The organism is Ensifer sp. Root278 (genome assembly GCF_001429285.1).
Lineage (GTDB): Bacteria > Pseudomonadota > Alphaproteobacteria > Rhizobiales > Rhizobiaceae > Ensifer.
The window spans coordinates 146,994-166,723 of the sequence record NZ_LMJJ01000002.1 but is presented as its reverse complement, the minus strand read 5'-3'; the positions used below and the strand labels follow the sequence as shown (position 1 = coordinate 166,723).

Genomic DNA, 19,730 nt, shown 5'->3' with positions numbered 1-19,730 from the left:
GGAAAACCCGATGACAATGCTGACCACCATGACGAAAGCTTTCGCGACCTCGGTTGCGATCTGTCTCACCGCCGCAAGCGTTGCGCTCGCCGCCGACATCGCCGTTGTCGGCGGAAAGACCGACGATGCTTTCTGGAGTAAGATCAAGAAGGGGGTCGACGATGCCCGCTTCGTGGTCGAAACCAACGGCGGCAAGGTCACCTATCTGCAGCTCCAGACTTACGACAACCTCGGACCGGATGCGGCAGGCCTGGTGCGCACAGCCATCAGCCAGGGCGTCACCGGTCTCGTCGTTCCCAACTGGGTGCCGGAAGCAGAGGACGAGGCGATCAAGGCCGCCGCCGACAGTGGCATCAAGATCATCCTCATGAATGCCGGTTCGCTCGACAAGGCGAAGGAGCTAGGCGCTATCAACTATGTTGGTTCGGACGAGTACCTCGCCGGTATCGCGGGTGGCGAATACTTCGGCAAGAACGGCCAGAAGAACGTGCTCTGCGTCAACACGCTTCCGGGCAGCGCCAATCAGGAAGCCCGCTGCAAGGGCGTGATCGATGGGATCACCAAGGCGGGCGGGACCGGCAAACAGCTGCCGCTGCCAGCAACGAGTTTCGGTGATCCCACCGCCATTGCCGAAGCCGTCAAGGCGACGCTGACGCAGGACGGTTCGATTGACGGCGTCATCACCATTGGTGCCGGTGACGCGGACGCGGCGGCGAGCGGCATCCAGCAGGCCGGCAAGGTCGAGAGCGTCAAGCTTGGCTCATTCGACTTCAACGAGGCCGGCCTCGACCGCATCAAAAACAGCGCGCAGCTCTTTGCCGTCGACCAGCAGCCGTATCTTCAGTCACTGCTTTCAGTCTCGCTGCTCGCGTCTCACATCGACTTCGGCACGGATCTCCCGGTCAAGCCGGTGCTGACCGGTCCGGGCATCGTCGATGCATCGAACATCGAGTCGACGCTCTCCGGCGTCTCCAAGGGCGCACGCTAAACCCGCGCGCTCGCTGGCCGCTCCCTGCACCTCCTCCAGGGAGCGGGCCCGTTACAACACGGCAAAGCCGGGAAGGGGAACCATCATGAGCTCGAAAACCGCAAGCCAACCACTCGCCATGGGGCAAACGTCAACATCTTCTAACGTCTCCGGCTTTTCCGTCGGCGGACTTTTCCGCAGACCGGAAGCCGGCGCCTTTCTCGGCCTGTTCGGCGTCTTCGCCTTCTTCCTCGTCTTTGGAAGCATCGATTTCCTGAAGCCGGCGGGTGCGGCAAGCTGGCTGAACGTCGCGGCCAATCTTGGCATCGTCGCCTTCCCGATCGGTCTTCTGATGATCGCCGGTGAACTGGACATTTCCATCGGCTCGATGATCCCAGCCGGCTCCATGACGGTCGCAATCATCTCAGGCTACTACGAGCTGCCGATCTGGCTCGGAATAGCTGCCTCGCTCGCTCTCGGCGTCTTTGTCGGTCTGGTGAACGGGATCCTCGTGGTCCGCACCAATGTGCCGTCGCTGATCGTCACGCTCGGAACCCTCTTTGCGGTTGCAGGCCTCGTTCTTGGACTGTCCGTTCTCCTCACGGGAACCACCAGTGTCGCCCTCAAGGCGCCCGCGCTCGCGAAGTACCTCTTCGGCCAGTTCGTCGCCAACACCTTCCAGGTGATCATCTTTTGGTGGCTGGCACTGACGGCGCTCTATGTCTACGTGGTTCACTACTCGCCCTGGGGCAACTGGATCTTCGCCATGGGCGGCGACAAGATCAGCGCGCGCAATGCCGGCATCCCGACGGCTCGTCTGACGATTGCACTCTTCGTGTTGTCGTCCACCAGCGCCGCCTTTGTTGGCATGTGCCAGGCGATACTCTTCAATTCCGCTCAGGTCTCGGCCGGCATGTCCTTCATCTTCAACTCGATCATTTCGGTGGTCGTCGGCGGCGTGCTGCTCACCGGTGGCTTCGGCTCCATCATCGGCATCTTCTTCGGCACGATCACCTTCGCCGTCGTCAACCAAGGCATCTATTTCACGTCCTTCGACCGCAACTGGTCGAGCCTCATCATCGGCGTGATGCTGCTTCTGGCCGTGCTGATGAACAACACCTTCCGCAGCATGGCGCTCTCCTACTCGCCGAAGAAGAAGTGAGGTCCGACATGTCCGCGCCCATCCTCAAGCTCAGAAACATCTGCAAGTCCTTCGGTCCGATCGATGTCCTCAACGACATCTCGCTCGACATCTGTCCTGGCGAAGTGCTGTGCCTGCTCGGCGACAATGGCGCCGGCAAGTCCACGCTAATCAAGACGCTTTCAGGCGTCTACCGCCCGACATCCGGCACGATGGAGATGGACGGCAAGGCCGTCGAGTTCAACGGCCCGCGCGACGCCAGCAGCCGCGGCATCGCGACGGTTCACCAGTTCGGCGGCACGTTCCCGCTAATGAGCATCGGTCGCAGCTTCTTCGTCGGCGTGGAGCCGACCAGAGGCTGGGGGCCATTCAAGGTATTCGACCGGAAGAAGGCAAACGAGATAGCGATCCATGCCATCCAGGACTTCGGGATCACCCGGATCGATGACGGCGACCGGCTGGTCGGTGGCCTTTCAGGCGGGGAGCGGCAATCGCTCGCCATTGCCCGTGCCGTCCATTTCGGCGCGAAGGTCCTGATCCTCGACGAGCCGACCGCCGCCCTGGGGGTGAAACAGGCTACCCATGTGCTCAGGATCGTCAACGAGGCAAAACGCCGGGGCCTCGCCGTCGTCTTCATCACCCATCAGGTCATGCACGCGATGGCCGTGGGTGACCACTTCGCGGTGCTGATCCGCGGCGCGATCGCCGCCGATTTCCGCAAGGGCGAGAAGACGCGCGAGGAAATCACCGACCTGATGGCGGGAGGCGAGACCATGGCAGAACTCGAAGCCCAGATCGACGGCTACATGACCGCCCATGACGGGCACGCGCCCCAGATTGCCGGTGCGGCGGTCTAGCCGGCCGCACTCCGAAGAACCGAAACGCACAAGATGAAATGCCAAAGGATGAAGACATGGGGACTTGGACCCGCGCCTGCGCAACCGACGATGTCGAGCTTGAGGATTTGCTCCGTTTCGATCACGGCGGGCGCTCATTTCTGGTGATCCGCAGCCCGGAAGACGAGTTCTTCTGCATCGACGGGATCTGCACGCATGAACGGGTGCACCTTGCCGATGGCCTCGTCATGGACGGCATCATCGAATGCCCGAAGCATAACGCGCATTTTGACTACAAGACCGGCGAGGCGACGCGCGCGCCTGCCTGCATCAACCTCAAGTCTTGGCCGGTAAAGGTCGAGAACGGCGACGTATTCGTAGAGATCTGACGATATGACACAGTTTGCATTGGCCGCTTGCGCGGAAATGATCTGGCGGGATCGCTCCATCGAATGGAGGGCCTCGCGTCTCAAGGAAATGGGTTTTGGCGTCGGCCTATGGAACTGGCCGGACCACGATCTGGCGAAACTGGAGGCCACCGGCGCCACGTTCACCATCATGAACGGCTATCTCCGCGGGAGGCTCACCGATGACGACGGAGCGGCCGAACTCCTTGAAACCGCACGACAGACGGCCCGGATCGGAAAGAGGCTTGGTGTGCAGCGTCTCAATCTGCACGGGACCGGCCTTGGCGAAGGTGGGCTCCCAGTCCAGCCCATCGAGGTGGTAACAGGGGCGATGTGGCTGAAGGCGCGCGACACGCTTTGCCGTGTCGTCGACATGGCAGAGGAAGAGAGCGTCACCTTCACGCTCGAGAACCTCAACCTTCCCGTCGACCATCCGGGCGTACCCTTCGGTCGGGCCGAGGACACTTTGGCATTGGTCGCGAGCGTCAATCACCCGCGTCTGCGTCTCAATCTCGACCTCTACCATGCCCAGATCGGCGAGGGGAACCTGATCGAACTCTGCCGCAAGTGCCTGCCCTTTATCGGCGAAATCCAGGTGGCCGATGTGCCTGGCCGCTTTGAGCCCGGAACCGGTGAGGTCAACTGGAAGGGCATCGCCACGGCTCTAAAAGCCATGGGTTACGCCGGACCGGTCGGCATGGAGGCTTTTGCCTCCGGCGATCCGGAACTCGCGCTTGAATCCTTCCGCAACGCGTTCACGGTGTAACTTCGATGGTCCACAAGAATACCCGTCCGACTGTAGCCGACATCCGCGCCATGAAGGCGCGCGGCGAAAAGATCTCCATGCTTTACGTCACGACGCTCGAGGAAGCGGCGGCGGCCGATGCCGCCGGTATCCACATGCTCTCGATCGAAGGGCGCTTCTTTTCGCCCGAAATGCGCGAGGCGGCGGGCCGCTGCTTCGTGCAGGTTGGTCTGCCCTACGGCGGCTGGGGCAAGTTCGAGGGCCGCCCGCTTGCAACGGCTGACGACTATCTGCGTGCCGCCTTTCACTTTTCCGCCATGGGCGGCGACTGCTTCTACTGCGCCGCCTCGCTCGAAATTCAGAAGGTGCTCTGCGACAACCATGTGCCGGTCGTGGCCCACGTCGGGCTCATCCCATCCTACATCACGTGGACTGGCTTCCGTGCGGTCGGCAAGTCGGCGGCCGAGGCGGTCAAGGTCTTCCGTCACGTCAAGCAACTCGAAGCCATCGGTTGCTTCGGCGCGGAGCTGGAGGTCGTGCCGGACAGGGTCGGTGAGCTGATCTCGAAAAACACCTCGATGATCATGCTCGGCATGGGCGCCTGTCCGGGAGCCGATGCCCAATATCTCTTCGCCGAGGATGTGCTTGGCCATACCAATGGCCATAGGCCGCGCCACGCCAAGACCTATCGCAATTTCTCGGCCGAATTCGAGCGGTTGCAGAAGGAGCGCGTCGCTGCGTTCCGCGAGTTCATCGATGACGTCAACAAGGGCGTCTATCCCCAGCTCCAGCACAACGTCGCAATCACCGACACCGAATTGACCGCATTCAAGACCGAACTGGGTCTTTGATTAGTAAAGGAAAATCAAATGCTTAAAGTTGGCCTTCTCGGCGCGGGTCGCATCGCCTGCGTACACGCAACGGCGATCTCCAGCCATTCCGGCAGCAGACTTGTTGCCGTATCCGACATCAACATGGCCGCTGCCGAAAAGATCGCCACCCAATACGGCGCTGAGGCGCGCGACACGGCGGCTATTCTGGGTGATCCGTCGATAGATGCCGTGCTGATCGCCACGTCGACTGACACCCATTCCGATCTCATTGAAAAGGCAACGGCCGCTGGAAAGGCCGTCCTTTGCGAAAAGCCGGTTGATCTCAGCCTCGCGCGGGCGCAGGCCTGCCAGAAGGCGGTTTCGTCCACCGGTCGGCCCGTTATGATCGGTTTCAATCGCCGGTTCGATCCCAGTTTTTCGGCGCTCAAAAGGGCAACTGATGCAGGCGAAATCGGCAAGGCGGAACTTCTGTCGATCACCTCCTTCGACCCCGCGCCACCGCCTGTCGCCTATATCAAGGTCTCCGGCGGTCTCTTCCGGGACATGATGATCCACGATTTCGACATGGCGAATTTCATCATAGGTACACCACCGATCACTGTTACCGCGGTCGGTTCGTCCATCGTCGATTCAGATATCGGTTCGGCAGGCGACGTCGACACGGCTGTGGTGACGCTCACCTACGCCGATGGCCGCATTGCTGTCATCAAGAACAGCCGCCGCGCCGTTTACGGTTACGACCAGCGCCTTGAGTTGCTTGGCTCCAAGGGGCTACTGCAGGCCCAGAACATGCTCGAAAACACCGTCGTGAAGTCGACAACCGAGGGCGTAACCGGCGCAAAGCCGACCTATTTCTTCCTCGAGCGCTATATGCCCGCCTATGCGGCGGAATGGGCGGCATTCGTCGAAGCGGTGGGCGGCTCCAAACCGCTGCCTGTGACGTTGGAAGATGGCGTCGCCGCCTTGGCAATGGCTGAGGCAGCCACGTTGTCTGTAAAAATGGGTGCCCCCGTTTCGCTTCGATCCGTTCTCGGCTGAGCCCCTGACCTCAAGCGGTCTTCGGGCCGCTTCCTCATGATGGAAAACGCAATGACGCACCATGTGATCATCGGCGCGGGCGAAGCCGGCTTGCGCGCTGCTGCAGCCTTGCGAGACGCGGGCGAGAGGCACGTAACCCTCGTCGGTGGCGAACATATGCCGTCCTACGACCGGCCGGCCCTCTCCAAGCCCGACGGCGAAACGGGCCTTTTTCATCGCCCGATCGCGGTCGACCTTGCCGGATTGGAGGTCGTGCTCGGGCGAACCGCGAAGGGGATCGACAGGGAAACGAAAGCGGTCATCCTGACGACGGGGGAACGCCTGGCCTACGACCGTCTGCTGCTTGCGACGGGGGCGAGGCCGCGGCGGTTGGCCTGCGATCCCGCAGGTCATGCCTTGATGCTGCGCACCCTTGGCGACGCCGAGGCGATCTACGGCAAGGCGGACGCCGGGGGTAGCGCCATCCTCGTCGGCGCAGGCCTCATCGGTCTGGAACTGGCGGCGGAATTGACCCGCCGCGGCATGACGGTTCGTGTTCTGGAGGCCGGACCACGGGCGCTTGGTCGAGGCGTGCCCGCCGAAATCGCCGACGTGATCGTGAGCCGTCATCGCCGCTCCGGTGTGACGTTTGACTTCGACGTTCGTATCGAGCGCGTAGAACACAAGTCCGTGGTGCTCGCTGACGGTGCGCGGATCGAAGCGGATCTCGTGGTCGCTGCCGTCGGCATCGAACCGGAGGTTGGTCTTGCTGTTTCGGCCGGGCTTGCATGTGCCAATGGGATCGAGGTCAATTCCCGGCTCGTGACGTCGGATCCTTCGATCTTCGCGGCGGGGGACTGCGCAGTAATCGACCATCCACGCTACGGCCGCACACGGTTCGAAACCTGGCGAAACGCATGCGACCAAGGCGCCCACGCCGCCAAAGCGATGCTCGGGGAGGCCGCAAGTTTCGAGACACTACCATGGTTCTGGTCGGATCATTTCGATCTCGGCCTGCAGGCCGTCGGCTTGCATGACCCGTCACGGCGGTCCGCGCGCCGCGACTTGGCCGATGGCGGTTGGCTGCGTTTCGAGCTGGACGAAAACCACGTTCTTCAGGCGGCGGCAGGCATAGGGCCTGGAACCTCCGTCGCCCGTGACATCCGCCTCGCCGAGAAGCTGATCGAGAGGGGCGCTTTCTGCGCTCCCGAGGCGCTCGCCGATCCGGGCTTAGGATTGAAATCGCTTTTGAAGGTTGCGGCATGATGGACACCGTTTCGGACCACCATATAGACGGCAAACACTTCGCCGCGCAGCTCAGGGCCAAGATCGCAGCCGAGGTATCCGAGCTAAAAGAAATGTCCGGACAGGTTCCGGGGCTCGCGGTCATTCTCGTCGGCGACGATCCGGCAAGCCGCGTCTACGTCGCCAACAAGCATCGCCAGACCGTTGAAGCGGGGATGAAGTCCCTGGAGTTCCGGCTTTCGGAGCAGACGACGCAAACTGAGCTCGTCGCGCTCGTCCAACGCTTGAACGATGATCGTTCGGTTCATGGGATTCTCGTTCAGCTGCCGCTGCCTGCGCAAATCGAAGCCGACACGGTCATCAATGCAATCGCCGTCGAGAAAGACGTGGACGGCTTTCATGTCCTCAATGCCGGGCGTCTTGCGACCGGGCAGGCATCGCTGGTGCCCTGCACGCCGCTCGGATCGATAATGCTTCTCAAGGACCGTCTTGGCGATTTGTCGGGCCTTCACGCCGTGGTGGTCGGTCGTAGCAACATCGTCGGCAAACCGCTTTCGCAGTTGTTGCTTGCGGAAAATTGCACCGTGACCGTCGCCCATTCCCGAAGCCGCAATTTGCCGGACATCTGCCGGAGCGCGGACATTCTGGTCGCCGCCGTCGGCCGGCCGGAAATGATCAGGGGCGATTGGATCAAGCCGGGTGCTGTCGTCATCGATGTCGGCATCAACCGGCTGAGCGACGCGGATGGCGTGCGGCTCGTCGGCGACGTGGCAACTTCGGAGGCAGGACACGCTACCGCCATTACGCCCGTTCCCGGCGGGGTCGGGCCCATGACCATAGCCTGTCTTCTATCCAATACGCTGGAGGCGTTCAGGCGCAGCCTGGCGTCGGCCGCAAACTGATCGATCGAGAGGAAAGTCCATGTCGAGTTTTGCCCTGCGCGTGCGCTGCGCATCCACCCGCGGCATCGTTGCCGCTATCTCCTCCTTTCTGGCGGAAGAGCAATGCAACATCACCGACAGCGCACAGTTCGACGACGCTGATACGGGCCAGTTCTTCATGCGTGTCAGTTTCCGCTCCGAAGGGGGGCGGGCGCTAGAAATGCTGAAGGATGGGTTTAAGCCGATTGCGGACCGTTTTGGCATGGAACTCGAATTCTTCGACGAGAAGGTCAAGCGCAAGGTGATCATCATGGTCTCGCGCTTCGGCCACTGCCTGAACGACCTGCTCTACAGGTGGAAAATCGGGGCTCTTCCGATCGACATCGTCGCGGTCATCTCCAATCACCTGGACTACCAGAAGGTCGTTGTGAACCACGACATCCCGTTCCACCACATCAAGGTGACGAAGGAGAACAAGGCTCAGGCCGAGGCCGAACAGATGTGCATTGTCGAAGAGACCGGGGCGGAGTTGGTCGTGCTCGCACGCTACATGCAAGTGCTCTCAGATCGCATGTGCCGGGAGATGTCCGGCCGCGTGATCAACATCCATCATTCGTTCCTGCCCTCCTTCAAAGGGGCCAATCCCTACAAGCAGGCCCTCGAACGCGGCGTGAAACTCATCGGCGCCACGTCCCACTACGTGACCGCCGATCTCGACGAAGGCCCGATCATCGAACAGGACATCGTCCGCGTCACCCATGGTCAATCGAACGACGACTACGTGAGCCTTGGGCGCGACGTTGAAGCTCAGGTCCTGGCTCGGGCGATCCACGCTCACATTCACGGTCGTGTTTTCCTCAACGGCAACAAAACCGTGGTGTTTCCGGCTTCGCCTGGAGGCTACGCATCAGAGCGCATGGGGTGAGTGGGCCTGCGCGGGCCGAATTGATCAGGTGCCAATCACGTCGGAGGGCGATGCAATGGCTAGTATCCAAACCGGTGAAAAATCGACAGGAACTCAACGCGGGGTGCCAACGCCAACCCTCAGTGTCGAGGAGATCAAGGTGAGAATTATCAGGCGCGAGATCGTACTACCGGCCGGCTTGAAGCAGACCATGCGGGCCTTGCTCCAGCACCCCGACCTCGTCGCGTTCGGCACGGCGAAGTCTGTCGCAGTGTCGTGCTCCGTGTCGACGTCGTCTGTGCATCGCTTGGCACGGCAGTGCGGATACGAAGACTTTGCGAGGATGCGCTCCGCATTTAGAAACCACCTCGTCCAACGGAGCCAGGGCTATGAGAAGTTCGGAGAATTTTGCTCCGCGACGTGACCGCGAGTCGAATTCCATCCACCCCGAACCTCAGCTCGTTGCCCACTCTTCTGTGTAAAAGTCGGCTTTGGGGCCGCTTGCTGACAGTCTGCTTCGGAGCAGCGTCCGGCAGAAAACTGCCGTTCAGTAAGCGACCGCAATTCGGCCATTCGCTCTCCAAAAACGTAGACCCCAAAGCTGCTTGCAATTACCTAAATGGCCGATTTGTCTGCGTAGACGGCTTGACGGTCTGCACTAAACTTCAGGCCCCTGTCGTGGCTGCGGCACCGACTATCCGCTGATGCTGGTCGCCTGAGACCAGACGACCATCCATTGGCCATCACGCTGTTCGTAGACGTCGGTGTGCCAGTAATCACTGAGAGGGACTTTGTGCCCACTGAACAAGACCTCCAACTGGGCGCGATATCGGATGACCGCAGCGGTGTCGTACAGGCGCACCGCAATGTCGGCAGGCTCCCAGGTCAGGTATCGAATTTTGCCCAATGCGATAGACCCCAGATACTCGTCTTTGGAAAGGGCCACGCCGATTGGCGTGATCAATTGAAAGTCTGGTGCGTGAAGCTTTCTTGCCCGGTCGAGATCAGCGACGACGAGGGCGCGCAGTCTGGCGCGTTCCGTTTCACGCAAAAACTCTATTGTGCTGGAGGTTTCGACAGTATCGGGGGATCGGGTCGTCATGGTATTCTCCAATTGAAAAAGGCGAGATCGCTCGATCTCTAAATAAGTGACGACTATACGGAGGCTGCGGCGGTCGGCGGCATGGCTGCGATCAAGCCCAAGTCAATCAGGCTCTGGGCGCTAGCCCGTATAGCCTCTTCCTCTGAGCGCGACCGCCAGTTCAGGACATGCCGGGCCTTTGCTGCGCTGACACTCAGGTCACGATTGAGTTCATGAACGATGGTTCGTGCATGGGGGTCGGATTCCGCCATCGCCCTAACCACCTCATCGGGAACTTCACCTGAAGGAAGCCGTGAGACGTACTCTGGGAAGGACGCAGCCAGGACAGCTACCAAATCCTTGAGCCAGAAAAAGCGCCCGCCAACGATAAACCTTTGATCTTTGGCTTCGGGCTGCGTCATCGCCAGCAGGTGAGCCCGCGCCACATCGCGCACATCCACCACTGAGAAACCAAACCGTGGAATACCTTGGAATTGTCCTGTCATCAGATGATGGATCAGTCCCACGGATGTCCCGAAATTCGCTCCGAGCAACGGCCCCAGGATCATGCTCGGGTTAATGACAGTCAGTTCGAGCCCTACGTCGCGCGCAAAGGCCCAGGCAGCACGCTCAGTCAAAGTTTTTGACTGGTAATAGGGCGTTGCCCGCGGTCCGTTCGGGTCAGTCCAATTTTCTTCGGTGAAGGGGGCCTGCCCGTCGCCATGGTTGGTGGCACCTATCGAGGATGTGAGGACCACCCGCTCGACGCGCGCGTTGTGCGCCGCAAGGAGCACCCGCAAAGCGCCCTCACGGGCGGTCTGGATCAAAGCGTCCGTATTTTCCGGAAACCCAGGAGGAAAGGGAGACGCGGTATGAATGACATAACGACAGCCTTCGACAGCTGCAGGCCAGCCATCGTCGCTATCAAGATCTGCCTGCACGAAGCTGAGCCGCTCCAGAGCATCCTTGCCAATATGAGCGCCAAGCAGACGTCGCACGCTGTCACTTTTTTCGATGTGGCGCAGACTACCGCGCACACGATAGCCTTGCTTAAGCAACTGAAAGGCGACGTGCCCGGCGAGAAACCCACCAATGCCGGTAACCAGCACCGCTGCATTTGCAGCGTTCGTCTCTGTTTTCATCGAATGTCCTTCTGACCGCATCAGTCGGTCATACCGATTAGACACTTGAACCCTAAATGTCCAATCGTCTTTTGACAGTCTGGACTGAAGGTGTCAATCTGCCCATCATGCAGCCCGACCAAAAAATAACCCTGATCCTGGACGCAGCCTTGCCGGTGTTTGTGCGCTTTGGCTTTCGCAAGACGTCAATGGCGGACATTGCCCGTGCGGCGTCGATCTCGCGCGCCTCGCTCTATTTGAGCTTCAGCAGCAAGGAAGAGCTGTTTCGGGCCGGTTCAGTTCGCGCCCACGCCAAGGCCTTGGATGAAGTGGCAGCGGTGCTGGCGAGCGACGGGTGTGCCTTTGATCGCATTGCCAAGGCCATGGCGGTTTTTCAGCGGGAGTTGATTGCGCCATTTGGCGGCAGCGCTGATGCAGATGAGCTATTTGCCGCCAACGTGGCCTTGGCGGCCGATATTACGCTCGACGCGCGCCAGAAGCTTTTGAACCTGCTGACGCAAACCATATTGGCTGCTGCGCAGAAGGGCGAAATCGATCTTGAACCTCTGCAAGTGCCACCTGCGCAGCTGGCCAATCTCATTGTCGCTGCCATGGATGGGATCAAGCACGCCCAAGGCGGCGGTTCCAGCCTTCAAGACGGCATGAAACTCTTCATGCGCCTCCTTCGACTGGCCGTAGCCGCCGTTCCGCTCCCCACCCCAAATCGGATCTCGTGAATGAAGAACCAGCCGACGAAGCGGTCATCCGTTTTGAGCGAATGACCGTTCCATGTTCATATTTCGGTTCGCTCAGCCAAAAGCAACGCATCCTCGATGTCCTTACCGAGATATCGGACCGTGTTCTCGATCTTGGTGTGCCCGAGCAATATCTGGATGGCGCGCAGGTTGCCGGTTGCCTTGTAGATCATGGCCGCTTTCGTTCTTCGCAGCGAGTGCGTGCCATAGTCCGATGCTCGAAGCCCAATCGCTGTGACCCATTCATCAACCAGACGGGCGTACTGTCGCGTGCTCATGTGCCGCGAGTGATCGACCCGACTTGGGAAAGCGTATTCATCGACGGTGCCACCGCGTCTCTCAAGCCACGCCAATAGGCTGGCCGACCGTCTTCCCCGCATTCCATGCGGCACGGCCGCGGGCTGCAGCATCATATCGAGAGTTTCCCATTTCATTTCTCCTTGGCCTTAATTGGCCGAAAGAGAAACGATTGAGGCTGGCAGCCCTCGGGCCGCAAGCGGACCAGCGGCTTTCGTGCTGCAACGCTTTTAAGCCGCCAATCCGGCATGTATCTATTGCCTTGAGGGGGCATGACCATCCGGCTGGTCAATGGCCTGGAAGCCTTTACTGAGGAAAAACAACATCTGGTTACTCCAATCGCCAACGCTCCAGCTCAGCCAGAGTGAAGCGCGGCGTAATGTGCTGCGGGCAGTTCCAGTCGAACGCCTCCACCGCGATGAGGACGAGACGCTCCACCCGAGCGGGATAGTCGGGTACGGTCAGCTTTTTCGCCAGCACCGGATCGTCTTCTGCATCGATGACGCGCATGTGACCATAGATTTTCAGGCGCCGCCGGTGCGCGTAGTCCATCAGAAACAGTGAGACGCGGTCATTGGCGCTGACATTGCCTGTCGTGATGTATTGCCGGTTACCGCGAAAATCCGCAAAGCCCAGCATCGATGCGTCAACCGTGGTGAGAAAGCCCGCAGGCCCACCACGGTACTGGACGTAGGGCCAGCCGGTCTCCGAGACACTGGCAAGATAAAAACCGTCGCGCGCACCGATGAAGGCCGTTTCTGCCGGACCGAGGCGCTGGCTCTGCGCAGTTTCGTCTGCGTGAGCGCGCCGCGATCCGCGCCCACTGCTCCGCGCTGCCATAGTGCTCCTGTGCGGCCGCTACGGAGGGCGTCGTGGCGATACTGAGATATCTGCTGCTCATTCCGTTCCTAACTTTCTAGAGCGCCGGAGCTAACTTCAATCCTGCAAGGCCCAGTCCGCCACCTCCCAGCGCATCTGCCCACGGTCGGCGACGACACGGCCGAGCCCTGGGAAGGGCATGTGCGTGGCGGCGATGAGTGCGCCTTCCGAAGCGGCGCGAGGGAAAAAGCGGTCGCGCATTGCCTTGGCCGCTGCACGGTCCTGCTCGAACAGGAAGAACACGTCGGTCGCCCCCGGATGCACGACCGGAAAGATCATGTCCGAGACCATGATGAGGCTCTTCCCGTCATCCTCGACCCGCACGCCGATATGGCCGGGTGTATGGCCGGTCAGGTCGACAATTGAGACGCCGCGCACAATTTCGCGTTCTCCGTCAATCGCCTGGAGTTTCGGGTAGAGGCGCACCACCTCCTCCGCCATCTTAAAGCTGGTTTGCAGATAGTCGGGCGCGCCGCTGCGCTTGGCCGGGTCGGTCCAATGGGTGACGTCGCGACGATCGATGTAGAGCTCCGCCTTTGGGTAGTTGTTCTTGCCTCCGGCGATCAGACCGCCCATGTGGTCCTGATGCATATGCGTTACGATCACCGCGTCGATCTGGTCAAGCTGCAGGCCAAGCGCACCGAGCGCCTGCGGCAGTTTGCCGGTCTGCCCGATCGAGCCCGCTGCACCGGCATCGATCAGGATGCGGCGCTCACCATCATCGATGAGATACTGGTTGAAGAGGAACCGCACCCCACTCGGCCGGGCGGTGAACTGAGCGACTGCCGCCTGCTCCACCTCGGCCGGAGCGCGTCCCGGAAAATAGTCGAAGGGCATATCGGCGTACCCGTCTGTCAGCGCCGTCACCGTGAAGCGACCGATGCGGATCTGCGCCAGCGGCGTAATGCTGACCGGCGTTTTGGCGGTATTCTGCGCGGCGGCAGGGGCCGGTGCGCCACTGATCAGTCCTCCCCCAAGGAGGCCGAGAGGAAGAGCGCTGGCAAAGGCACGACGTGAAAGTTGAGGCATGACGTCTTTCTCCTGATCATTGGCAATACGGGGAGCCGGCCGGCGTCCCCTGGATCGACGCAAAAGCTAGGATATCCGAAACCAATAGGGTATCCTGCCATTTCAGGAACTTTCCTCTCAGTTTCCGGAAGGATACGATGGATCGGTTTGAAGCGATGTCGGTGCTGCTGGCGGTGGTGGACGCCGGCAGCCTCTCGGCTGGATCGCGGCGATTGCATGCACCGCTCGCCACGGTCAGCCGCAGGGTCGCGGATCTTGAAAAACACCTTGGCGTGCGCCTGGTCCTGCGCACCCGCCGCGGCCTCTCCTTGACGGATGAGGGGCGCAGCTTCGTCGCCGCGTCACGTCGTATTCTGGAGGAACTGGACGCGGCAGAGCGGCAGGCCAGCGGCGACTATGGCGCGCTGCGTGGAGGGCTGCACGTGACCGCACCGATTGCCTTCGGCGAGCGCCATCTGCTGCCAATAGCTCTGGAGTTCCTGAAGGAGCAACCCGATATCAACCTGCGTCTGACCCTCGCCGATCGGCAGCTAAGTCTGGCAGACGAGCACGTCGATGTGGCCCTGCGGATCGGACACTTGGCGGACAGCGCGCTTATCGCAACGCGCGTCGGCGCCGTCCGACGGGTGATCTGCGCGAGCCCCGACTATCTTGCCCGCCGAGGCGTTCCGCTTCAGCCGGAAGACCTCAGCCACCATGACGGCATAAGCTTTCAGGGCTTTGCGACCGCGCCGGAATGGCGCTACCGCCGGGACGGCGCGGCCTTTGCCATCGAGCCGCGCCCCAAATTCGCGGTCAATACGACGGAGGCTGCCATTCAGGCTGCAATAGCCGGTATCGGCATTATCCGCGTGCTGTCTTACCAGATCTCCGATCAGTTGCGCTCCGGCGCTCTGCACGAATTGCTGACGGACTTTGCACCGGAACCGCTACCTGTGAACGTTATCCATGGACCAGCCGATCCCCTGCCGCTGAAGGTGCGGTGCTTCCTCGACTGGATCGTCCCAAGCCTACGCGCGCAGCTGGCTTACTAGCGTCCCGCTTCAGGCGCACCACCGTTGATGGCAGTGAGGCGCACCGGGGCGAATGCTGCAAGATGCGGTTGTCCTTCCCTAAGCGCCTAACATGTCTATGCTCCGCAGCGCATCCTCAATATCTCCTTCGGCCAAGGTTAGGCCGCTTGGAAAACGTATGTGAGCGGTGAGAGGGGCCGTCATTTCTTTGGCGAAGCGTTCCCAGGTAGGGTGTCTTTTCACCAGATCGAAGTCCACGATAAGCGGCGACTATGGGAATCAAAAACTATCTGATCGAAGGCGGTTCCGGCACTGGGAAAACGTCTGTCGCTACCGAACTGGAGCGGCGGGGCCACCATGTCGTCCATGGTGATCGGGTCTTGGCCTATGTCGGCGACCCCGAGACGGGCCAGGCACTCGCAGGGCCACCCGAAGGCGCGGACCGCATTGTTTGGGGATACGCCCACTGGATCTGGCGCGTCGACAAGGTCCGCGCTATTGCTGCCGACACCACCCATCCCGCCACCTTCTTCTGTGGCGGCTCGCGCAATTTCCACAAATTCCTGGACCTTTTCGACAAGGTTTTCGTGCTCGATATAGACGTTGAGACCTTGAACCGACGATTGGATGGGCGGCCAAATGAGCCGGGCTTCGAGCCGGCCGAGCGGACGCTGGTGATCCGTTACCATCATACCCGGGAATATCTTCCCATCGGCATCAATATCGACACGACGGGTACCGTCCCAAGTGTCGTCGACGATATCCTCGCTCAACTCACCTGATGCCCTGAAAGTATTGAGAATGGGACGGAAAGCACTCGATTATTGCGGGAACGCTAGCCGCCTGAACGGCTCACAGGCGGCATTATCGCTTTCGTGGTCGACCGGCAGCTCTCAGAACGAGAAACCGGCTGTCTTAACGACCGACAAGGGGACGCAAAGCGGAAACCATTTCCACTTTGGGGCCGGTTGCGGATTGGCGGGTTCTGGGAGCCGACCTACCAAAGCGGTCGTTCCCGCGTCTTGGGCGAGCCTTAACTTTTGGCCCGAAGACGACCTTTAGCTTCGCTGCTCTCGACGGGGGTAGCGGGTGGAGAGCGGTCGTCGCCAAGCGGATCCCCGTATGACGTGTTCGGGCCGCATTCCGGACGGGCGGATTCCTGGCGATGAGGACCGCAAAAGGTTAACTGCGGCCGGGTGGTGAACTGACCGAAGCTGGAACTGATTACCCCGCTACATTGTATATCTCGGCAAGGTCGCGTAAATCCCAATTCCCGCCAGACAACACCGCGCAGACTTTTTCATCGGGGTTGACGTCTATGCTGCCCGCCAACAGTGCTCCGACGCCAATCGAGGCAGCTGGTTCAGCGATCAATTTCGCATCCTTGGCAAGAGCACGCATCCCGGCGATGATGTGCTCGTCTTCAACAAGAACAATCTCGTCCACATACTTTTCGATAATCGGATAGGGGTTTTGACCCGGAACGCTTATCCTCAAGCCATCCGCAATTGTGTTCTTCAAGGGAAGCGATGTGCGCTCCTTGTTTATCCGGCTGTGAAAATACTTCGGTGTCAAGGCAGGCTCTGCCCCGATAACGCGCACCGATGGTTTCGTTTCTTTGATGGCGGTAGCGATACCCGAGATTAGCCCGCCGCCGCCTATGGGAACGATGACCGTATCTACATCGTCCAGGTCCTGCAGTATTTCGCACCCGATCGTTCCCTGACCGGCCATCACGATGGGGTCCTCAAAAGCGTGAACAGCCGCGTATTTGTTTTCTGCAGCGATCTCATACACCCTTTTCCATCTGGCGGCGGTGTCGCCATCGAAAAGAATGACTTCTGCCCCGAGGGCCTTTGTGTTTTCGATCTTGATTTTGGGCGTGGTGACCGGAAGGACCAATATCGCTTTTACGTCCAGCATCCTGGCGGCATAAGCAAGCCCTTGGGCATGATTGCCCGACGACGTCGCGATAATGCCGTTTGCGATCTCTTCTCTCGAGAGCGAGAGAGCCTTGTTCAGGGCGCCGCGGATCTTGAAGGCGCCAGTAATCTGCAGGGTTTCCGGTTTGAGATATAGCTGACAACCAGCGGCTTTCTCTATTTTGTCCGCACGTAGTAGCGGCGTGTGCCTGACGTGCGGTTTCAGCCGTTCCTGAGCTTCACGGATATCCTGAATGGTGGGGTAATTGCGCATGGTCATTACTCAACGAACTGAAAGAACGTGCCGACGTTATTGGCTATGGCGTTCTGATAGATTTTGCTGGCAGTCGTATTGTCTTGTATGGCCATGCCCGTGGAATCGAAAATCGTGATTTCGTCGTCACTTTCTCGTCCCGGCTTCCTTCCCAACAATACCTCGCCGATTTCGCCATGGATGTCGTCCTTGGTGATGATGTTTTTATTCAGCGGGTGCCAGGTCTCGCCCTTTTCGGCGCACTGCGCAATTGAGTCGACGAGTACTTTTGCGCTCCTGAATATCTCTGGATCCAGTTCTTGTTTACCTTGTTGATCTGTACCGATTGCCACGATGTGGGTGCCGGGCTTCACCCAATCCGCTTCCACAAGCGACCCTTTCCCGCGGGTCGTCGTAATCAGGATATCGGCCTGCTCAACGGCTTCTTTTTTTGAATTTGCTGCAATTACAGGAATGCTGAACTCGCTTTCGATATCGGTCTTGTATTTGGAAAGCGTATCCGGGTTACTGTCCCACGCGTGGATCTTTTCAATGTTCATGATCTCGTTGACTGCCCGGATTTGCATTCTTGCCTGATTTCCGGTTCCGATCGATGCGATCGTCCTGGCGTTCTTCCTCGCCAGGGCTTTGACGGAAACGGCTCCAGCCGCCCCGGTTCTGAGACCGAGGATCAAGCTTCCATCTATAATGCAAATCAACGCACCGCTCCTGGCATCAAACAGGAGAATGGTCGCCATGCCATTGGGCACGCCGTGTGCTGTCGGGTTATCAATGAACCCTCCAGAAGACGCCTTCATGGAGATCATTTCGTTGGCTTTGTAGTAACCAAGCTTGAAGTCAATCTCCCCCCGAGGCGACGGGAGATCTATTCCGATATAGTCAGGTTGTTCCACCTGATCACTGTTAAAGCCTTTGTAAGCCTCTTCCACCGCGCCGATGACTTCCGCCATGCCGATTAGCTGCCTTACTTCATCCTTCTTGAGCAGCAGCGTTTTCATGCATGACCTCTCTATTGCCGGATTCCTGGGACGCATCGGCACAGCCCGATCCGTGCCGCAATCACCATAGCGGGCGAACGGCGAGACTAGCGCCCGCATTCGCCCCGACCTGAAGCAGATTGTTTTGAATCGCATAGGGGCCTTGGCAGAGAGTTGCGGCAGGAGTTCTTCCGAGCTTAGTCGCCAGCGCGTAGGCTTCGCCGCGCACGACAAGGATAAGTTCAAAGGCCAGACGGCGATTGCAGGGAAGGCGCTGGAAACGGATAGACGCACGTGACCGGTTTCCGCAACGCACTGCAGCCTTTCCGCATCGCGTACAGAACTGGCCGCTTGGGGTCGAATTGCGGCAGAGCGCTTCTTCGCGCTCCGAATGCAGGCGAGTCCCATCATGTGCTGGAACGATCAAGGTACTCCACGACTGCGGTGTTCACCTAAGCCGTAAGGGGCTCGCCTTCAATTACTGCCCCATACGCCCATCAGCATCTTGAGAAACCTTTCCGCGGCCGGAGACAGGATGCCGCCCCGACGGCGGACCACCCCGATGGTACGCGATATCGCGGGATCGCCAATGGGGCGTGTGATCAAGAATGGATGGTCACCCTGCGGGGTCGCCATGCGCGGCAGGACCGAAATTCCGAGGCCGGCCTCCACCAGACCGAGGGAGGTGGACAGATGGGTCACCTCGTAAAACCAACGCAGCTTGATATTCGATTTTGCCAGTGCTGCGTCGAGCAAGGTTCGGTTGCCGCTAGATCGATGAACGGTAATCAGATGGTAAGGCTCGAGGTCTGCCCAGCCGACCGAGGGTTTGGCGGCAAGAGGGTGATCCTTGCGCGCTGCCAGCACGAAAGGATCTTCCACGAGCCGGTCAAAGATCAAGTCCGGATCCGATGTGCCTATGATATTGATGCCGAACTCCACCTCGCCGCGTGCCACGGCCCGGAGGCCGTCGGTCGCCGGCAGGTCGAGGATGCGAAAGCTTATGTTGGGATATTCCTCGTTGAACTGGCGAATGACGGTGGGTAGAAAGTAAAATGCTGCGGTTGGGAGGCAGGCGATCGTCACCAATCCGCCTCGATTGGTACCAACGTCGCGTACGGCGAACAAGGAGCCGTCGAATTCCTCCAACATGCGTCGGACAAGAGGAATTAGTTCTGCCCCGAGGGCCGTCGCCGACACATGCCTCGTCGTTCGCTCCAGGAGCGGTGCTCCGATCGCCTGCTCCAGCTTCTGGATCCGTCGGCTCAACGCCGGCTGCGACAGGTGCAGCGCATCGGCGGCGCGATGAAAGCTCTCCAGCTCTACCACGGTCAGAAAGGCTCGAAGATCAAGGATCTCGCAATTAATGTTCATCTTGCATCAATTTCCCGATTCTTAGCATTTCA

At 59.9% G+C, this 19,730-nt stretch carries 19 protein-coding genes and 2 pseudogenes; 13 read left to right on the top strand and 8 right to left on the bottom strand.

Annotated features, from left to right (window positions below; genetic code table 11):
- Positions 1-16: 16 nt before the first annotated feature.
- The 10 genes from ASE60_RS03730 to purU all read left to right on the top strand — a co-directional run bounded on the left by ASE60_RS03730 (position 17) and on the right by purU (position 8,997).
- A complete protein-coding gene (locus ASE60_RS03730) occupies positions 17-988 on the top strand; it encodes a substrate-binding domain-containing protein (RefSeq protein WP_057248472.1) in 972 nt (323 codons plus the stop codon).
- Positions 989-1,106: 118 nt separating this feature from the next.
- The gene (locus tag ASE60_RS03725) at positions 1,107-2,129 is read left to right on the top strand and encodes an ABC transporter permease (protein ID WP_057248390.1); all 1,023 of its coding nucleotides are present in this window, start codon (positions 1,107-1,109) and stop codon (positions 2,127-2,129) included.
- Positions 2,130-2,137: 8 nt separating this feature from the next.
- Positions 2,138-2,965, top strand: coding sequence for an ATP-binding cassette domain-containing protein (locus ASE60_RS03720; protein WP_057248389.1), 828 nt, complete (start codon positions 2,138-2,140; stop codon positions 2,963-2,965).
- Positions 2,966-3,021: 56 nt separating this feature from the next.
- Positions 3,022-3,333 (top strand): MocE family 2Fe-2S type ferredoxin, encoded by a 312-nt coding sequence (locus ASE60_RS03715; protein ID WP_057248471.1) that lies wholly within the window; start codon positions 3,022-3,024, stop codon positions 3,331-3,333.
- 4 nt (positions 3,334-3,337) lie between these two features.
- Complete coding sequence (locus tag ASE60_RS03710; RefSeq protein WP_057248388.1) at positions 3,338-4,117, top strand: TIM barrel protein; 780 nt, start codon at positions 3,338-3,340, stop codon at positions 4,115-4,117.
- Positions 4,118-4,122: 5 nt separating this feature from the next.
- Positions 4,123-4,947 (top strand): 3-methyl-2-oxobutanoate hydroxymethyltransferase, encoded by an 825-nt coding sequence (locus ASE60_RS03705; RefSeq protein WP_057248387.1) that lies wholly within the window; start codon positions 4,123-4,125, stop codon positions 4,945-4,947.
- An 18-nt stretch (positions 4,948-4,965) separates the two neighbouring features.
- Positions 4,966-5,967, top strand: a complete 1,002-nt coding sequence (gene iolG / locus ASE60_RS03700; RefSeq protein ID WP_057248386.1) for an inositol 2-dehydrogenase — start codon at positions 4,966-4,968, stop codon at positions 5,965-5,967.
- 51 nt (positions 5,968-6,018) lie between these two features.
- Positions 6,019-7,212, top strand: a complete 1,194-nt coding sequence (locus tag ASE60_RS03695; protein WP_057248385.1) for an FAD-dependent oxidoreductase — start codon at positions 6,019-6,021, stop codon at positions 7,210-7,212.
- Positions 7,209-8,093, top strand: coding sequence for a bifunctional methylenetetrahydrofolate dehydrogenase/methenyltetrahydrofolate cyclohydrolase FolD (gene folD / locus ASE60_RS03690; RefSeq protein WP_057248384.1), 885 nt, complete (start codon positions 7,209-7,211; stop codon positions 8,091-8,093). Before ASE60_RS03695 ends, folD begins: the two co-directional genes overlap by 4 nt.
- A gap of 19 nt (positions 8,094-8,112) precedes the next feature.
- Entirely contained in the window at positions 8,113-8,997 is an 885-nt protein-coding gene (gene purU, locus ASE60_RS03685; protein WP_057248383.1) for a formyltetrahydrofolate deformylase, read from the top strand.
- A 673-nt stretch (positions 8,998-9,670) separates the two neighbouring features.
- On the opposite strand, the gene ASE60_RS03675 is transcribed toward purU, so the two are convergent.
- Positions 9,671-10,078, bottom strand: coding sequence for a nuclear transport factor 2 family protein (locus tag ASE60_RS03675; protein ID WP_057248381.1), 408 nt, complete (start codon positions 10,076-10,078; stop codon positions 9,671-9,673).
- Positions 10,079-10,131: 53 nt separating this feature from the next.
- Entirely contained in the window at positions 10,132-11,199 is a 1,068-nt protein-coding gene (locus ASE60_RS03670; protein WP_057248380.1) for an aldehyde reductase, read from the bottom strand.
- A 56-nt stretch (positions 11,200-11,255) separates the two neighbouring features.
- Between ASE60_RS03670 and ASE60_RS03665 the strand changes: the two genes are divergently transcribed.
- Positions 11,256-11,915 carry a TetR/AcrR family transcriptional regulator gene (locus ASE60_RS03665; protein WP_057248379.1) on the top strand — a complete coding sequence of 220 codons (660 nt, stop codon included), beginning with the start codon at positions 11,256-11,258 and terminating at the stop codon, positions 11,913-11,915.
- Between the two features lie 56 nt (positions 11,916-11,971).
- Here the strand turns inward: ASE60_RS03665 and ASE60_RS03660 are convergent.
- The 3 genes and pseudogenes from ASE60_RS03660 to ASE60_RS03650 form a co-directional block, all read right to left on the bottom strand.
- Positions 11,972-12,292 (bottom strand): annotated as a pseudogene (locus ASE60_RS03660) (tyrosine-type recombinase/integrase); the annotation flags it as partial.
- Between the two features lie 268 nt (positions 12,293-12,560).
- Positions 12,561-13,131 (bottom strand): annotated as a pseudogene (locus ASE60_RS03655) (pyridoxamine 5'-phosphate oxidase family protein).
- 35 nt (positions 13,132-13,166) lie between these two features.
- Positions 13,167-14,138, bottom strand: coding sequence for an MBL fold metallo-hydrolase (locus ASE60_RS03650; RefSeq protein WP_057248378.1), 972 nt, complete (start codon positions 14,136-14,138; stop codon positions 13,167-13,169).
- A 137-nt stretch (positions 14,139-14,275) separates the two neighbouring features.
- Between ASE60_RS03650 and ASE60_RS03645 the strand changes: the two genes are divergently transcribed.
- Together ASE60_RS03645 and ASE60_RS03640 are read left to right on the top strand one after the other, a co-directional pair.
- A complete protein-coding gene (locus ASE60_RS03645) occupies positions 14,276-15,172 on the top strand; it encodes a LysR family transcriptional regulator (RefSeq protein WP_057248377.1) in 897 nt (298 codons plus the stop codon).
- Positions 15,173-15,423: 251 nt separating this feature from the next.
- A complete protein-coding gene (locus tag ASE60_RS03640) occupies positions 15,424-15,933 on the top strand; it encodes a nucleoside kinase (protein ID WP_057248376.1) in 510 nt (169 codons plus the stop codon).
- 442 nt (positions 15,934-16,375) lie between these two features.
- On the opposite strand, the gene ASE60_RS03635 is transcribed toward ASE60_RS03640, so the two are convergent.
- The 3 genes from ASE60_RS03635 to ASE60_RS03625 form a co-directional block, all read right to left on the bottom strand.
- Positions 16,376-17,353, bottom strand: coding sequence for a threonine/serine dehydratase (locus tag ASE60_RS03635; protein ID WP_200964155.1), 978 nt, complete (start codon positions 17,351-17,353; stop codon positions 16,376-16,378).
- Positions 17,353-18,345: an ornithine cyclodeaminase family protein gene (locus ASE60_RS03630; RefSeq protein ID WP_057248469.1), complete on the bottom strand. Its 993-nt coding sequence runs from the start codon at positions 18,343-18,345 to the stop codon at positions 17,353-17,355. Before ASE60_RS03630 ends, ASE60_RS03635 begins: the two co-directional genes overlap by 1 nt.
- 453 nt (positions 18,346-18,798) lie before the next feature.
- Complete coding sequence (locus ASE60_RS03625) at positions 18,799-19,698, bottom strand: LysR family transcriptional regulator (protein WP_057248375.1); 900 nt, start codon at positions 19,696-19,698, stop codon at positions 18,799-18,801.
- Positions 19,699-19,730: the final 32 nt, after the last annotated feature.

Coding starts and splice junctions, on each gene's coding strand:
- ASE60_RS03730 (WP_057248472.1), top strand. CDS start 17: ATGCTGACCACCATGACGAAAGCTTTCGCGACCTCGGTTGCGATCTGT.
- ASE60_RS03725 (WP_057248390.1), top strand. CDS start 1,107: ATGGGGCAAACGTCAACATCTTCTAACGTCTCCGGCTTTTCCGTCGGC.
- ASE60_RS03720 (WP_057248389.1), top strand. CDS start 2,138: ATGTCCGCGCCCATCCTCAAGCTCAGAAACATCTGCAAGTCCTTCGGT.
- ASE60_RS03715 (WP_057248471.1), top strand. CDS start 3,022: ATGGGGACTTGGACCCGCGCCTGCGCAACCGACGATGTCGAGCTTGAG.
- ASE60_RS03710 (WP_057248388.1), top strand. CDS start 3,338: ATGACACAGTTTGCATTGGCCGCTTGCGCGGAAATGATCTGGCGGGAT.
- ASE60_RS03705 (WP_057248387.1), top strand. CDS start 4,123: ATGGTCCACAAGAATACCCGTCCGACTGTAGCCGACATCCGCGCCATG.
- iolG (WP_057248386.1), top strand. CDS start 4,966: ATGCTTAAAGTTGGCCTTCTCGGCGCGGGTCGCATCGCCTGCGTACAC.
- ASE60_RS03695 (WP_057248385.1), top strand. CDS start 6,019: ATGACGCACCATGTGATCATCGGCGCGGGCGAAGCCGGCTTGCGCGCT.
- folD (WP_057248384.1), top strand. CDS start 7,209: ATGATGGACACCGTTTCGGACCACCATATAGACGGCAAACACTTCGCC.
- purU (WP_057248383.1), top strand. CDS start 8,113: ATGTCGAGTTTTGCCCTGCGCGTGCGCTGCGCATCCACCCGCGGCATC.
- ASE60_RS03675 (WP_057248381.1), bottom strand. CDS start 10,078: ATGACGACCCGATCCCCCGATACTGTCGAAACCTCCAGCACAATAGAG.
- ASE60_RS03670 (WP_057248380.1), bottom strand. CDS start 11,199: ATGAAAACAGAGACGAACGCTGCAAATGCAGCGGTGCTGGTTACCGGC.
- ASE60_RS03665 (WP_057248379.1), top strand. CDS start 11,256: ATGTCCAATCGTCTTTTGACAGTCTGGACTGAAGGTGTCAATCTGCCC.
- ASE60_RS03650 (WP_057248378.1), bottom strand. CDS start 14,138: ATGCCTCAACTTTCACGTCGTGCCTTTGCCAGCGCTCTTCCTCTCGGC.
- ASE60_RS03645 (WP_057248377.1), top strand. CDS start 14,276: ATGGATCGGTTTGAAGCGATGTCGGTGCTGCTGGCGGTGGTGGACGCC.
- ASE60_RS03640 (WP_057248376.1), top strand. CDS start 15,424: ATGGGAATCAAAAACTATCTGATCGAAGGCGGTTCCGGCACTGGGAAA.
- ASE60_RS03635 (WP_200964155.1), bottom strand. CDS start 17,353: ATGACCATGCGCAATTACCCCACCATTCAGGATATCCGTGAAGCTCAG.
- ASE60_RS03630 (WP_057248469.1), bottom strand. CDS start 18,345: ATGAAAACGCTGCTGCTCAAGAAGGATGAAGTAAGGCAGCTAATCGGC.
- ASE60_RS03625 (WP_057248375.1), bottom strand. CDS start 19,698: ATGAACATTAATTGCGAGATCCTTGATCTTCGAGCCTTTCTGACCGTG.